Source organism: Chamaesiphon sp. (assembly GCF_041737865.1).
Lineage (GTDB): Bacteria > Cyanobacteriota > Cyanobacteriia > Cyanobacteriales > Chamaesiphonaceae > Chamaesiphon.
Genome location: NZ_JBGSQZ010000197.1, coordinates 1 through 13,471, shown reverse-complemented (window position 1 = coordinate 13,471; position 13,471 = coordinate 1). Strand labels below are relative to the sequence as shown.

Sequence of the window (13,471 nt, the reverse complement as noted above, 5' to 3'; positions counted from 1 at the left end):
ATGGGTTGTATTTTTCCAGGTCGGAGGTGAAGATCGAGCATCCAAACTAACTTTAATTTCAGGATTTTTTCAGATTGAAATCTAACTAAAGCCTTTTTTAATTCCATAACGAACCGTCTTAAATTCCAACTTATTACTTCCTGGATGATAGAGCGTATAACTAGCTTTCCCTTCAATCCGTCCCACTGAACCTACTCCAACAATTCGACGGGGACTTAATACCGTCGGAGTTGGATCGGTTAACTTATCTAAGGTTTGAACTTGACTGTTCAGACTACCCGATTCAATTTTATATTCAAAAGCCAATCCCGATCGACCACAGAATAATTGATTCGCATCCATCCGCGATAGTCGATCGATCGCCTGAATCGGATCTATAGTTGGTGTCAATTCATCACTGACTGAGATCGAACTACCATGAATTAAAAAGCAATCTAGTTCGACAAATCCAAATTCTAGAGATTGTACCCACTTTAGAGTCGCGGAATCGATCGCATCCCATAGCGTTTTCGTCATGTCGATTCCATATCGATCGATCAATTCTGTCGGTTCTCCCGTCCGCCCCAAGGCATGAAGAATCAATATTTGTTCCTCCCACCACCCCTGACAAACTAGCGGTGTTGGTTCGCCTTGACGCGGCTGCTGAATCCTTTTTACGAGTCGATTACTCTCAATTTTTGGGCCGATAATATCGCCGATTAAATAGAAATTCTCTACCTCCTGACGCGACTTTCTCAAGTCTGCCACCACTGCCTCGTATGCAGCTAAATTACCTTCAATTCCACTCGCGATCGCCCACATCTAAATTACACTTATTACTTATTACTTAAACCCTATCGTTCGCACACATGTGTCGGATCTTCAGCGCGTTCCGCATATTCCAAACCCTGAGCCAGTCGCCATGCAAAAATAGCGGGTAGCCCATTATCGATAATCGCCTGACAAGTAAGCTGGTAATCATATTCCACCTCTCGCAGCGTGGTTAATTTATCGTCCGTGTCATAAATTACATAAGTTGCATTCGGACGACCGTGACGTGGTTCGCCGACAGAACCCGCATTGATAATCTGCTTGAGTGTTGCGGTAAATTGCTTAGTCGAACTTCCTTCTGGCTGTTGAACTTTTACAGCCAATTGTCCAGCATCCAGCGTCCGCACATAGGGAACATGAGTATGCCCGCAAAACAGGACATCTGCACCAGTCGCCATCACCCGTTCTAATGCAGTAAAAGCATTGACTTCCGGCATCAAATACTCATGTTGATTGTGAGGACTACCATGTACGAAGCAAAGATTCTCCTCGCGTAAGCTTAAAGGCAGTTGCGCCAGATATTCGCGCACTTCGGGATGAATTTGGTCATTCGTCCATTCATGTGCTTTCTTGCCCCGTTTCTCTGCCAAAATCGATGGATAACTGCATTCGCAAGCATTCAAACCTTCGACGATATCTTCATCCCAACAACCTTGAACGGTGGGGATATCTAGAGAGCGAATCATCTCTACTACAGCATTCGGATGAGGGCCATAACCGACTAAATCGCCCAGACAAAAGATTTTATCTGCCCGTTGTTTATCGATGTCTGACAATACCGCATTCAAAGCTTCATAGTTACCATGAATGCAAGACATTACTGCTATTTTCATACTGCTACTTCTTCCGGTGATTCGACTTCTAATTGGGATTTAATTTGTGCTTGATAATAAGCCAGGGCGTTATCATCTAAACCGCAGTCTTCTAGTGTTTCCATAATTAGCTGAGGTTGCAAATTATTTCCCACAACTTCCAATCCACTAAATCGGGTCGGTCTGCCTGCCAAGACTGGCGGTAACGGCAGTTCAAAATAAGTACAATCGGGAAAACCGACGCCAAAGCTAAAATAAAACGATCGACCATCAACGATCTCGAAAATACCTTTAGCCCTGGCAACTTCACCATAAGCTCCCTGAATTAATTCATCCCATAATATATTTAAACTAGCTGGATCTAGTACTTCTCCCGTCAATCCCCAGCGCGGAGAGGCAGTTAGCGCGACATTCTTTTCGGTGACTTCACTGATAAGAGTTTGAGTCGCCCAATCGTGATATTCACTCTCAATTAAACCCTTTGGAACGATCGCAATTCGTTGACAAGATTCGATATCTACAGGTAATTGCAGTGAGGCTAGATCGAGTTGCGGCGCAATCTCAACATATAGCGGTTGGATCTCGGCTAACTGTGTCCAGGATGCCCCAGCCGAGATCGGTTTGACGTGGGGACATGTCGCTGTAATATAGGTCAGATCGATCGGGGTAGCATCTGCACCCAGACAGATATAAGCACTAGGTTCGGTGCTGGTAGTCAGTTGTTGGTGAATCCAGGTAGTTTTGCCAGAACCGCATGGCCCTGTCACTAGGTAGATGGGATGCCGATCCATGAACTGCGAAGATGAATGGAAACATGTATAGCATATCACAAATAGCAAGAATGATAATCATTCTTGCTAAATTAATTCAGTTTGCAAATAATTATCATTAACTCGCAACAGATTTGATAACCTATGGTACTGTGTTGAGAGTAGATTCGGTTTCGATCGAGATTATCGATCGAAAGTAAAGGGGAAAGTTTGGTGCAAACCCAACGCTGTCCCGCAACTGTGTTTCGATTACCTGGGGTAGTCGATTAGTCAGAACACCCGCCGATATCGATATGTCCCGACTTATATTCTGCGAGGCACAGAGGGGAAAATATTATGGATGACAAACACACAATTTTCGTGTGTCAATCTTGCGCTGGCAATTGGCAAAACGGCAGAGAAGTAGGCAACAGCGGCGGTTATTTACTCCATCAAGAGTTGACGGCTCGATTAGCTACAAGCCCGTTGACGGAAGACTTTGAGGTCAAAGCAGTTAAATGTATGGGCGCGTGCAGTCGTCCCTGTGTCGTTGCTTTTGCGGCGGCTGGTAAATCTACTTATCTATTTGGAGATCTAGATGGTACTTCTTTAGCTGAGGTATCTCAGTCAATTTTGGAGTGTGCTAGTCTCTATCGTCGCCAACCAGACGGCGCAATGAAGTGGTCGGAACGTCCCGAACGACTCAGAAAAGGCGTAATTGGGATCGTTCCTAGTATCGAACTCCCAGTGAGTATTTAATCAAAATCGATCGTCGTGGTGCTGTCTAGGTATAGATAATGCTTGTCACTGGCAGTCACCCCAAGTTAGTTACTAGAGGTTTAGTGGGACTTTTAGTAAAAATTTTTAGCAACTATTTTTAGAGCGAGCGATTTGTGGCTTTGATGATATATTATGGGAATGATTATCATTCTCTTAAATCCATTCGATCGAGATCGACTCGCAAAACTCGCAAAATTAGCAGTAATCCTCTCAGATAAACAGATCCATGTCCGTTAAAAATATCAAGTATCTCAGATCGATCAAAATCCTCATCATTGCTGTAGCACTAGGATTGGGTTTGGATGCCAAGCAATCTAGCCTAGCTCAACAAGCCCCCACGCCACAACCAGAAACAGCCCCAGCCAAAGCTGAAGAGTTAGAAATCAACGTCTACGGCGATAGGTTATTGAGTAAACCCATCTATTCCCCATTCCGCAAAGAAGGGACGCTCAAAGACTCTACCCGCCCAGCTTACGTCATTAATAAGGACGAAATTAAAGCGCAAGGAGCCAGAACAGTTAAAGAAGCACTTCAATCATTACCAGGTATTTTGGGGGGTGGCACAGTCGGAACCGAAGTAAATGCCCTCAGCGGTCAATTTATTCGGGGCAGCAATAGGGAACAGGTGTTAATCTTATTAGATGGTCGCCCGATTAATAACTTGGGATCTGGAGCTTTCGATATCAGTGAATTTTCGACGAGTATAGTCGAGCGCATTGAAGTTCTACCTGGCGGTGGTTCTACCCTCTATGGTTCGGATGCGATCGGCGGTATTATTAATATCGTTACCAGTCGTCCGACGAGCGATAAACTTTCCTTTGGTGCCCAAACTGAAGTAGGCAATCTCGGTTACACCAAATTTGGCTTTAATGTTAGTAAAAAAGATGGAAATATCGGCTGGCTGATTGGTTACGATCTCATTCAAGCGAATAATAATTACGCCTATTCAATTCCATCTGCCAACTTTTCAGGGACGCGCACGAATAGCGATGCTATCTATAATAACCTGAGAGTACGGGCGGATGTCGATCTTAGCGATCGCACGAAAGTAAATTTTACGGGGATATTATTATCCAAAAATCAAGGCGTACCTGGGGGCGTACCGACACCTAATCCTCAAAACGGGCAAGGATTTTTTAATGGGCTGACAGATTCTAATCGAAAATATAACGACCAATTTTTATTTGATGTAGGGATAGACCAAAAACTTGGTAATGGTAACGATTCTACCTTAACGGGACGAGTTTATTATGATAGTTTGAGTACGCGCTTTGATAATCGGACTGCTTTCGCTGATACCCTTTCCGTTGTCGGTGGACAAGTGGTAAAATCTAGAACGCCTCAAACCCTGCGCCAATTTGATAATAAACAAAAATCATTAGGTGTCCAAACTCAGCATAATTGGCAGATTACACCCACTCAAAACATTACTTATGGCTTCGATTATCGCAATACTAATAATCGTAATACCACTAATAATATTGCTAGCGGCACTCAGATACTCGGCTATGATGGAACTATTTCACAGGGGGCATTATTCGCTCAGTATAATGTCGATCTCAATCCTCAAATACGCGCAACAGCAGGACTCAGACAAGATTTTAGTAGCTTGACAAATGGTAGTGTGACTTCTCCGACACTGGGCGTTAAATGGGATGTCAATTCGGCGACAACTCTGCGGGCTAACTATGTTAGGAACTTTCGGACTCCGACGCTATCAAATCTCTTTTCAGCAAACCCTACCTTTATTGGCAACCCTAATTTGTTACCGGAAACTGGTAATAGTTTTGATGTTGGCGTAGATCAAAAATTGGGTAATTTTGGACTATTGCGATTGACTGCTTTCCAGAATAATATTAGTAATGTTATTGCCTTCCAAAACATCAGTCCTCCTGTTAATGGCGTGTCAGGAACTTTTACTAATATCGGCGAAGTACAGACGCAAGGGATCGAAGCTTCTTTAAATGCCAAAATTGCTCCAAATGTCTATGGATTTGTGAATTATACTATTAATAGTCCGCAGATTAAACAAGATGCAAATCCAGCGGTAGTAGATAAAGAACTACGCTTTGTAGGTGCAGATAAATTGAGTATGGGGATATCTTATGAAAATCCTTTTGGTTGGTATAGTTCGCTAGCTTTAAATTCCCTCAGCGGTTATCCAACCAATAATACAAACACGGAGTTTTTACCTGGATTTACGAGTTTTGATTTTAACTTTGTCGCGCCACTCAATCCCGATCGCAGTGTAACTCTCAATGCTAGCGTCCAGAATATTTTTGACCAGAGGTACGAACTGTTTGCTGGCTTCCCCGATGCCGGAAGGACATTTCGGACTGGGATCGATTGGAAATTTTAGGAGGATAATTTAATGACAGTTGCAACTTTTGAACGTCGAGTTACACCATTACAGAAAGTCGAGCGGGAGGATACCTATAATGGTAATTCGATCGAGTATGAAGATTTTCCCACAGATCTAGATGTTCTCGGCCCACTTTTGCATTCATTATTTCAAGAACATTGGCAAGAAGTGGGTTTGGGGCACATGGTAGATGGGAGTGTATTGGAGTTAGAATTTACCGCTCCACCGAAAATTTGTCGGATTTATGATGGCTATCTGACAGTGGTTACTGAAGGATGGCATATGCACTTGTGTGTTGCGGAAAATCAGGGCGGCGCAACTGGGCGTACTCCCGAATCTTTACGCCAAGTGCGGCGGGTAAGTCGAGCAGCTTTGTCTCGACGATTGAATGCTGACGGTGAGGCACGGAGTTGGGGAATTCAGTTTTGGAATGGTGGGGGTGAAAAAATGATGACAATATTTTTACCCAATGCTTTTCTTGGGGAAAATGAGGATTTATTACCAGAGCATAAACCCAATTTAGCTAAGTTAGGACTGTACGACAAGTTGCGCCAGATTTATGTATTGGGAACGATGGATATTCCTTATGAATCTAATCCTTTGAATCGTCCGTATATATCCGTCTGTCGATCGACTCGTTGCAATGCCGGACGTGACTGGAAATCGGTGTATGAGGCTCTAGAACATCAGTTAGCAGTGTCGGGATTAGAAAACATTGAATTGATTGCTTCTGGCTGTCTGGAGGTCTGTAAGATGGGGCCAATTGTCTTTTATTCGGGTGACGATCGCGCTCCCGAACATACTTGGTATGCACGGGTAACTCCAGATGTGGCGAAGGAAATTGTTACTCAACATCTAGTTGAAAATCAGAAGGTAACTAAACATTTATATCCGCAGTCATAATCGACAAGGTAGGGGCAATTCATGAATTGCCCCTACCTCGTAAATGGTAACTGAGATCCTCGCATCATGAAGATAGGAGTATGAAGATGAGGAAAAAAATGAAGCGTTGCCGCTCTAGTAAAATTAAATTCTGGCGATCTATATTACTCATAAGTTGGAGCGGATGGGTATTATTATCAGCTTGCGATTCTCATTCTGAGAGACTACGCCAACGACAGCAAAAACAACCAAATCCTATAACCTCGAATTCTAAATGCTCGACTGTTTATAACCCTCAAGTTGATTACTTCCCTGATAAAGTTAAAGTAACTCAATCCAAAGGATTTACGGTTGAATATCATCGTAACTATAAAGTTGTATCGGTTAAAAATCCGTGGCGCAATGCCGATACTACTTTTCAATATGTATTAGTGCAATGCAATACACCGATTCCGCCAGGATTCGATAAATCCCAAATCGTCCAAGTACCAGTTAATTCAGTAGTAGTCATGTCTACAACTCATTTACCATTATTAGATAAAGTGGGTTTAGTCGATCGATTAATTGGTGTCAGCGACTTCAATCAAGTTAATACACCCAGTGTAGTAGCAAAAATCAAAGCCGGAAAATTGCAGGAAGTAGGGAGAAGCAATAATACCAATGTCGAAAAAGTCCTAGAAATTAAACCTGAGCTAGTTACTACTTATGGGGTGGGCAATCCTAAATCAGATAGTCATCCCAAATTAATAGAAGCAGGTTTACCCGTCGCGATTATTGCTGAATATATGGAGTCTTCCCCATTAGGTAGGGCGGAGTGGTTGAAATTTATGGCATTATTTTTCAATCGGGAGACTGAAGCAGAGCGAGTATTTAGTCAGATGGAAAGTAGATATAACTCGATCGCGAAAATTGCCAGTCAAGCCAAAAACAAGCCCACTGTTTTCTCTGGTTTCGATAGTCGCGGTACTTGGTATATTCCTGGCGGCGATAGTTATTCAGCAAAATTTATTGCCGATGCAGGGGGCGATTATATCTGGAAAGACGATCGATCGACTGGTAGTCTAAATTTGAGCTTCGAGCAGGTATTCGATCGAGCGCAGTCAGCAGCAGTTTGGATTAATAGTAGTCAAGCTTGGCGCAGTGTTGATGATGTAACTAATAGCGATCGAAGGTATGGCAAATTTAGAGCAGTGAAAAATTCAAAGCTATTCAATCCAACAGCCAGAATGAACGCAACAGGTGGTAATGATTTCTGGGAAGGTGGAACTGCAAATCCCGATATTGTATTGGCAGATTTAGTTAAGGCTTTACATCCAGAATTATTACCACAACATCAATTTGTTTATTACCGACCTCTGATTAAATAAACAAAATAATAACCTGTAGGGGCGGGTTTATACCATCAATATCGATTTTGCCAAAAATGTAATTTAAACCCGCCCTCACCTACTAGAAACGATCGCATGATTTTAATCATAACCAGAAGTATTATCATCCAAATCTAAATTATGCGTGAAAAAACAACTCCTCAACCGATCGAAGATCGCGAATGGATGCCAATTCATCCAGCACCGCCGACGACAAATAGACAGCCGCCGACAAGATTGCCAACTAATAAGATCGATCGTCGTCAGATTGTTTTAGGGCTATTATTTATCCTCCCTATCCCAATCTTTTTGACTAGTTTAGCAATGGGTTCGGTATCTATTCCCCTTGGCGATATTGTTACCATTTTGCTCGGTGGCATCCCCCAAAAAGAGTCTTGGAGCGATATTGTCATTCAATTTCGACTACCCAAAGCGATTACCGCCATCTTAGCTGGAGCCGCTTTATCTACTAGCGGATTGCAACTGCAAACCCTATTTAATAACCCTCTGGCGGGGCCATCTGTACTAGGAATTAGTGCGGGGGCTAGTTTGGGTGTCGCTTTAGTGATCCTGGGTACGCAGCTATTTGGAGTCAGTTTAGCTAGTTTAGGTGCGATCGGCAGCTATGCTACGATTACTGCTGCTTGTGTGGGTGCGGGAATTGTGACAGGGCTAGTAATTATCGTCGCGCGGCGAGTGCAAAGTTCGACTAGCTTACTGGTGCTGGGGCTGTTATTCGGCTATGGTACTGGGGCGATGGTGGAACTGTTGCTCTATTTTAGTACCGCCGAGCCTGTCAAATCTTATCTCAATTGGACGACGGGTAGTTTTGGTGGGGTGACTTGGGAGCAGTTACCGATGATGAGTATCGGCATTTTGAGTGGTTTAATCCTGGCAATTCTCGTCGCGCCGTCGCTGAATCCGTTGCTATTGGGAGAAACCCAAGCGCAAAGTCTGGGAATTTCGATCGAGCGGTTGCGCCTACTAGTGTTGGTTAGTTCTTCACTTTTAGCTGGAATCGTAACAGCTTTTTGTGGGCCGATCGCCTTTATTGGCATTTCCGTCCCCCATTTGTGTCGGGGATTATTGAGAACGTCCGATTTGCGCTGGTTATTTCCGGCGGCGAGTCTCGTGGGAGGCAGTTTTGCACTGGTAGCAGATATTATCGCTCAAATGCCTGGAGGACGATCTGTGTTACCAATTAACTCAGTTACGGCACTAATTGGCACACCGATTATTGCTTGGATTATTCTTCATCAACAGCGGAATTTATCCTCATGAGTCAAGCCTTATTAATTGCCGAAAATCTGACTGGTGGATATCAAACAACATCGATTATCCATCAATTAAACTTACAACTCGATCGAGGTGAATGGTTGAGCCTATTGGGTGGTAATGGTTCTGGTAAATCTACCCTGCTCAAACTCCTCAGTCATTTGCTCAAACCACAGCAGGGCATAGTCTGGCTCGATGGTAAGGCAATTCATACCGAACCCCCACATCTTGTCGCCCAGAAAATGGCTCTACTGCCCCAACAACAGACAATACCGAGCGGCTTAACCGTACAGCAATTAGTCAGCTTGGGGCGCACTCCCCATCAACCTTGGTACCAGTGGGAATTAACAGCAGTAGATCGATCTCAAGTCGATCGAGCCATGATACTAACACAAGTAATTCAATTTGCGGATCGATCGGTTGAATCTCTCTCTGGTGGCGAACGTCAACGCGCATTTCTAGCTCTGGCTCTGGCTCAAAATCCCCGCGTATTATTACTCGACGAGCCAACTACCTATCTAGATCTCCGCTATCAACTCGAACTACTCACTCTACTCAAAGATCTTCAACAGCAACAGGAATTAACAGTCATTACCGTACTCCACGAATTGAACCTTGCCATCCGATATAGCGATCGGTTGGCAATGCTCAAAGATGGCTCTCTAGTCGCCGTTGGCATCCCTGAAATCGTTATTACGCCGGAAATAGTCGCCGAAGTCTTTGGCGTACAGGTGGCGATTATTGATACTCCTGTGGGCTTGCAGATCTGCCCACTAGCCAGCATTTAATAAATACTAATGTTAGATATTTTCACGTCTAAATTTTATGGTTCTACAGGATTAAAAATAATGAGTGTAGATTTCGGAGCAACACAGAGATCGGTCGCTAATCGGGCATTAACTAAAATATTGCTGATGGGTTTGGGTGGTTCGACACTATTACACACAGTCACTATCGCTGGTATTAGTTATTGGGCGCACGATCGCGCCGACGAGCAGATGGAAATTGTGGAAATCGATCGTGTGGAAGTAGATCCACCATCTCCAACACCGTCAACAAAACCGATCCCCATACCTGAACCAAAAGTAGTTAAATCACCTGTTACTGCATCAATTCCTACGCCGATTCCTGTTAAAATTCCCACTCCTAAAGCGATTTTAACTCCCGTACCAGTAATTAAGATCGCTAAATCGGCGGCGATTAAACGCTCGACTTCACCAACTACTAACACCGTATCTCCCGCAGTGAATCGAGCTGCTCCGCCATTCAAAATAGCCACTATTACCCCGCAAAAGTCGAATCCTACACCATCATTCCCCAATAAACTATTTAGCGATCCGCTCCCGAAAAGTATCCCATTTAAGCCAGCGATCGAAGCTCGAACTCAAACCCCAAAAACATCACCACAACCAACTAAAAAAGTGACTCAGGAGATCGAGAATAACCCACATCCAAGTGCCCCAATTAAAAAGCCTCAATCAACAGCAATTAACCAAACAGTCTTGGCTCCGAACAATCCGCCTGCTAAATTAGCCCCAAAGTCCACTCCCACAAATAATCTTCCCACCGATGAGAAATTAATCCCTAGTTCGGCAGGTAATACCAGTAAATTAGCCCAAACTCCGGATCGAACCATCCCTAGTGAGAATCAAACTAAATCACCATCAGAATTAGCTAGTGATTTAGGATCGTTGACAAAGCCTCTTGGCAAGAAAGTCGTTCCTAACAGCCCTCCTCGTAACGATAATCTCACCGAAGCACCTAAAAACAACACTCAAATTGTTAACAATAATCGTCAGATTTCTGTGCCAACGAACAATAATAGCCCAGTTAATTTAGGGGGAAATCCACCTAAACGTAGTGAAATAGCTACCAATGCTAGTAACAAGGATAGTGGGAATCGTCCTAATTCCAATCGAGATCTTATGGGTGGAACACCAGGAAATAATACCCAGAATGCGCGAAATAATGGCGGAGATAATAGTGTAAAACTGGGAGATCAAACTAACTTAGGTGGGGGTAATCGGCAGGGTTCGATCGGTAGCAGCTCAAACGGCAATGACAATGGTAGTAGTGGCGGTAGTAATAAATCTGGTACTGGCACACCTGGAAACATGGCGACAGGAAGTAGCAATCGAGTCAGTATTCAATGTTTGCGTAATTGCGAGATTAGATATCCTGACGAGTTAGAAAGCTCAGATATCGGTAAAGATAAAATATTAGTTAGAGTAACTATCGATCCTAATGGCATGATAACTAATGCCGAGATCGATCGCTCTAGTGGCAATCAAAACCTCGATCGAGTCACATTAGAAGGAGTTAAACAAATGCAGCTAAGTGCTACTGGTAAAACTAAAACCTACAGAATCAAAGTCAGTACTCTTCTGAGGTAGCTACATAAAAACTTAGCATCGAAAATAACAATAAAAGATCGATTACAAAGAAAGATATTATGATGAATTTTATTAAAATATTTAATGATGGTGGTATGGTCATGTACCCACTACTATTTGCTTCGATTCTGGTCGTAACACTGGCAATCGAACGCCTGTATTTCTGGTCGAAAATAGGTAGCAAACAAAAACAACTAATCCGCACTGTATTAGATCTCTATCAAAACCAATCCCCCCTTGTAATTGACAGACTCCAACGCGAACGGGATCTACCGATAGCTAGAATTTTCATGGCAGCTATTAGCCTCAAAAATCCCACTCCCGAAGCATTTAGGTTAGCAATGGAGAATGAAGCTCATGCAGAAATTCCAATCTTCCGTCGATTCATTAATGTTTTTGATGCAACGATCGGACTAGCTCCATTATTGGGACTTTTAGGTACGGTTACGGGTTTAATTACTTCTTTTGGCTCCCTCAAAATTGGACAAGTTGGTGAAGGTGGTTCCACTAATGTCGTCGGTGGAATTTCAGAAGCTTTAGTTAGCACTGCATCTGGGGTTATTGTTGCTATTCTTGCATCTATTTGTGCCTATCTATTTCGGGGATTATATCAACGGCAACTCTCGCAAATTCACGAATCTACTGGTCAATTAGAATTAATTCATCGCTGTCGATGGGATGAGGAAAGGGCAAGTAATAAATATGAAGCGATCGTTAATAGATAATAATTTAATAAAATATTAGATGCTTAATTTGCTGTCTTCGTCAATCTCTAAATCGTAACTTATGCGCTTATCCACAGAGTCTGAAGATCGTCCGCCAGAGATTAACGTCGTTGCTTTGATTGATGTTATCTTTGCAATTTTGACATTTTTTATTGTTACATCACTAAGCCTGAGCAAAACAGAGGGCTTAGCTGTCGATTTACCTAAAGCGAGTTCTGGTAAAATTCAAGACCAAACTAAGGTTGTGATTAACATCAATGCTCAGGGTGCGATCGCTCTAAATCGCAAATCGATCGATCCCACCAATCTAGTTTCTGAAATTAAATCTTTGATAGTCAAAGACCAACCCACAATGGTAGTAATTAATGCAGATGAAAAAGTAGGGCATGGTCGAGTAGTTGCCATGATGGATTTAGTTCAACAGATTCCAGGGATTAAGTTAGGGATTGCTACTAAACGCAAATAGTCTAAATAGACGAGGTTCTGTAAACGGGATAAGCCGTTTACCAGAACTTCAGTACTAATGGTTTCTTTAAAAGAATATATTGTCAGCATGAGTCAAGCCTTATTAATTGCCGAAAATCTGACTGGTGGATTCTAGATTTTCTGGTTCTACAGGATGAGAAATAATGAGTTCAGATGACAGAATGAACATGCACTTTCCTGAGTAATTGCTATAATCATGTCAGCGATATCGACACCAATTCATAATTTCCCCTATGTCTATTTCCCGTCGTCATTTCCTGACCCTGGCTGGTGCAGGTACTAGCAGTAGCTTTATCCTAGCTGGATTAGAAAGTCTGTATCGCCAATCTGCCGCAATATCGGTAGTCAAATCGCCGCAAGTTAGGGGTTACGGTTCCTTAGTCAAAGATCCCAGGGGAATTTTAGATCTACCTGCGGGATTTAGTTACAAAATCGTTTCTCAGAGCGGCAAGCAAATGAGCGATGGCACGAGCGCACCAAGTAACTTTGACGGGATGGCTGCTTTTGCAGGCAAGAATGGTTCAACAATTTTAGTCCGCAATCACGAACTTCGTCTGAATGATAAGTCACGGGTAATCGCCGCTCTCGATCTCATGTACGATCCTAATTGTAAGGGCGGCACTACAACTCTAACGATCGATCGGAATCGGCAGTTAACTAAAGAATATGTATCATTGGCAGGGACTAGCGTCAACTGTTCTGGTGGTACAACGCCTTGGGGTACATGGATTAGCTGCGAAGAAAATACTGCTATGCCAGGGATGCCAGACACGAGTAAAGGGATCGTGACCAAACCTCACGGATATAATTTTGAAGTACCGATAAATAGC

13 protein-coding genes and 1 riboswitch are annotated in these 13,471 nt (G+C 43.1%); of the genes, 10 read left to right on the top strand and 3 right to left on the bottom strand.

Annotated elements, in window-relative coordinates:
* Nucleotides 1-81 precede the first annotated feature (81 nt).
* From ACEW9J_RS14850 to ACEW9J_RS14840, 3 genes are read right to left on the bottom strand one after another with little or no spacing between them, the layout of a single operon-like run.
* The gene (locus ACEW9J_RS14850; RefSeq protein WP_373545888.1) at nt 82-801 is read right to left on the bottom strand and encodes a metallophosphatase; all 720 of its coding nucleotides are present in this window, start codon (nt 799-801) and stop codon (nt 82-84) included.
* Between the two features lie 32 nt (nt 802-833).
* On the bottom strand, nt 834-1,643 hold the full coding sequence (locus tag ACEW9J_RS14845) for a metallophosphoesterase (protein WP_373545887.1): 810 nt from the start codon (nt 1,641-1,643) through the stop codon (nt 834-836).
* A complete protein-coding gene (locus ACEW9J_RS14840; protein ID WP_373545886.1) occupies nt 1,640-2,413 on the bottom strand; it encodes a GTP-binding protein in 774 nt (257 codons plus the stop codon). Before ACEW9J_RS14840 ends, ACEW9J_RS14845 begins: the two co-directional genes overlap by 4 nt.
* 130 nt (nt 2,414-2,543) lie before the next feature.
* Nucleotides 2,544-2,694: riboswitch (cobalamin riboswitch) on the top strand.
* A 34-nt stretch (nt 2,695-2,728) separates the two neighbouring features.
* Between ACEW9J_RS14840 and ACEW9J_RS14835 the strand changes: the two genes are divergently transcribed.
* The 10 genes from ACEW9J_RS14835 to ACEW9J_RS14790 form a co-directional block, all read left to right on the top strand.
* Nucleotides 2,729-3,130, top strand: coding sequence for a DUF1636 family protein (locus tag ACEW9J_RS14835; protein WP_373545885.1), 402 nt, complete (start codon nt 2,729-2,731; stop codon nt 3,128-3,130).
* A gap of 247 nt (nt 3,131-3,377) precedes the next feature.
* Nucleotides 3,378-5,510 (top strand): TonB-dependent receptor, encoded by a 2,133-nt coding sequence (locus ACEW9J_RS14830; RefSeq protein WP_373545884.1) that lies wholly within the window; start codon nt 3,378-3,380, stop codon nt 5,508-5,510.
* Nucleotides 5,511-5,522: 12 nt separating this feature from the next.
* Nucleotides 5,523-6,416 (top strand): ferredoxin, encoded by an 894-nt coding sequence (locus ACEW9J_RS14825; protein WP_373545883.1) that lies wholly within the window; start codon nt 5,523-5,525, stop codon nt 6,414-6,416.
* A gap of 98 nt (nt 6,417-6,514) precedes the next feature.
* The gene (locus tag ACEW9J_RS14820) at nt 6,515-7,762 is read left to right on the top strand and encodes an ABC transporter substrate-binding protein (RefSeq protein ID WP_373545882.1); all 1,248 of its coding nucleotides are present in this window, start codon (nt 6,515-6,517) and stop codon (nt 7,760-7,762) included.
* Nucleotides 7,763-7,903: 141 nt separating this feature from the next.
* The gene (locus tag ACEW9J_RS14815; protein WP_373545881.1) at nt 7,904-9,043 is read left to right on the top strand and encodes an iron chelate uptake ABC transporter family permease subunit; all 1,140 of its coding nucleotides are present in this window, start codon (nt 7,904-7,906) and stop codon (nt 9,041-9,043) included.
* Nucleotides 9,040-9,825: an ABC transporter ATP-binding protein gene (locus tag ACEW9J_RS14810; RefSeq protein ID WP_373545880.1), complete on the top strand. Its 786-nt coding sequence runs from the start codon at nt 9,040-9,042 to the stop codon at nt 9,823-9,825. Before ACEW9J_RS14815 ends, ACEW9J_RS14810 begins: the two co-directional genes overlap by 4 nt.
* Nucleotides 9,826-9,885: 60 nt before the next feature.
* Nucleotides 9,886-11,430 carry a TonB family protein gene (locus tag ACEW9J_RS14805; RefSeq protein ID WP_373545879.1) on the top strand — a complete coding sequence of 515 codons (1,545 nt, stop codon included), beginning with the start codon at nt 9,886-9,888 and terminating at the stop codon, nt 11,428-11,430.
* Nucleotides 11,431-11,492: 62 nt separating this feature from the next.
* The gene (locus ACEW9J_RS14800; protein ID WP_373545908.1) at nt 11,493-12,155 is read left to right on the top strand and encodes a MotA/TolQ/ExbB proton channel family protein; all 663 of its coding nucleotides are present in this window, start codon (nt 11,493-11,495) and stop codon (nt 12,153-12,155) included.
* A gap of 61 nt (nt 12,156-12,216) precedes the next feature.
* Complete coding sequence (locus tag ACEW9J_RS14795) at nt 12,217-12,621, top strand: ExbD/TolR family protein (protein WP_373545878.1); 405 nt, start codon at nt 12,217-12,219, stop codon at nt 12,619-12,621.
* A gap of 253 nt (nt 12,622-12,874) precedes the next feature.
* Nucleotides 12,875-13,471 (top strand): alkaline phosphatase PhoX (locus tag ACEW9J_RS14790; protein ID WP_373545877.1); only part of this gene is annotated, 597 nt, incomplete at its 3' end.

Bases quoted from the DNA above. Each gene is read 5' to 3' on its own strand.
- ACEW9J_RS14850 (WP_373545888.1), bottom strand. From the start codon at position 801: ATGTGGGCGATCGCGAGTGGAATTGAAGGTAATTTAGCTGCATACGAG.
- ACEW9J_RS14845 (WP_373545887.1), bottom strand. From the start codon at position 1,643: ATGAAAATAGCAGTAATGTCTTGCATTCATGGTAACTATGAAGCTTTG.
- ACEW9J_RS14840 (WP_373545886.1), bottom strand. From the start codon at position 2,413: ATGGATCGGCATCCCATCTACCTAGTGACAGGGCCATGCGGTTCTGGC.
- ACEW9J_RS14835 (WP_373545885.1), top strand. From the start codon at position 2,729: ATGGATGACAAACACACAATTTTCGTGTGTCAATCTTGCGCTGGCAAT.
- ACEW9J_RS14830 (WP_373545884.1), top strand. From the start codon at position 3,378: ATGTCCGTTAAAAATATCAAGTATCTCAGATCGATCAAAATCCTCATC.
- ACEW9J_RS14825 (WP_373545883.1), top strand. From the start codon at position 5,523: ATGACAGTTGCAACTTTTGAACGTCGAGTTACACCATTACAGAAAGTC.
- ACEW9J_RS14820 (WP_373545882.1), top strand. From the start codon at position 6,515: ATGAAGCGTTGCCGCTCTAGTAAAATTAAATTCTGGCGATCTATATTA.
- ACEW9J_RS14815 (WP_373545881.1), top strand. From the start codon at position 7,904: ATGCGTGAAAAAACAACTCCTCAACCGATCGAAGATCGCGAATGGATG.
- ACEW9J_RS14810 (WP_373545880.1), top strand. From the start codon at position 9,040: ATGAGTCAAGCCTTATTAATTGCCGAAAATCTGACTGGTGGATATCAA.
- ACEW9J_RS14805 (WP_373545879.1), top strand. From the start codon at position 9,886: ATGAGTGTAGATTTCGGAGCAACACAGAGATCGGTCGCTAATCGGGCA.
- ACEW9J_RS14800 (WP_373545908.1), top strand. From the start codon at position 11,493: ATGAATTTTATTAAAATATTTAATGATGGTGGTATGGTCATGTACCCA.
- ACEW9J_RS14795 (WP_373545878.1), top strand. From the start codon at position 12,217: ATGCGCTTATCCACAGAGTCTGAAGATCGTCCGCCAGAGATTAACGTC.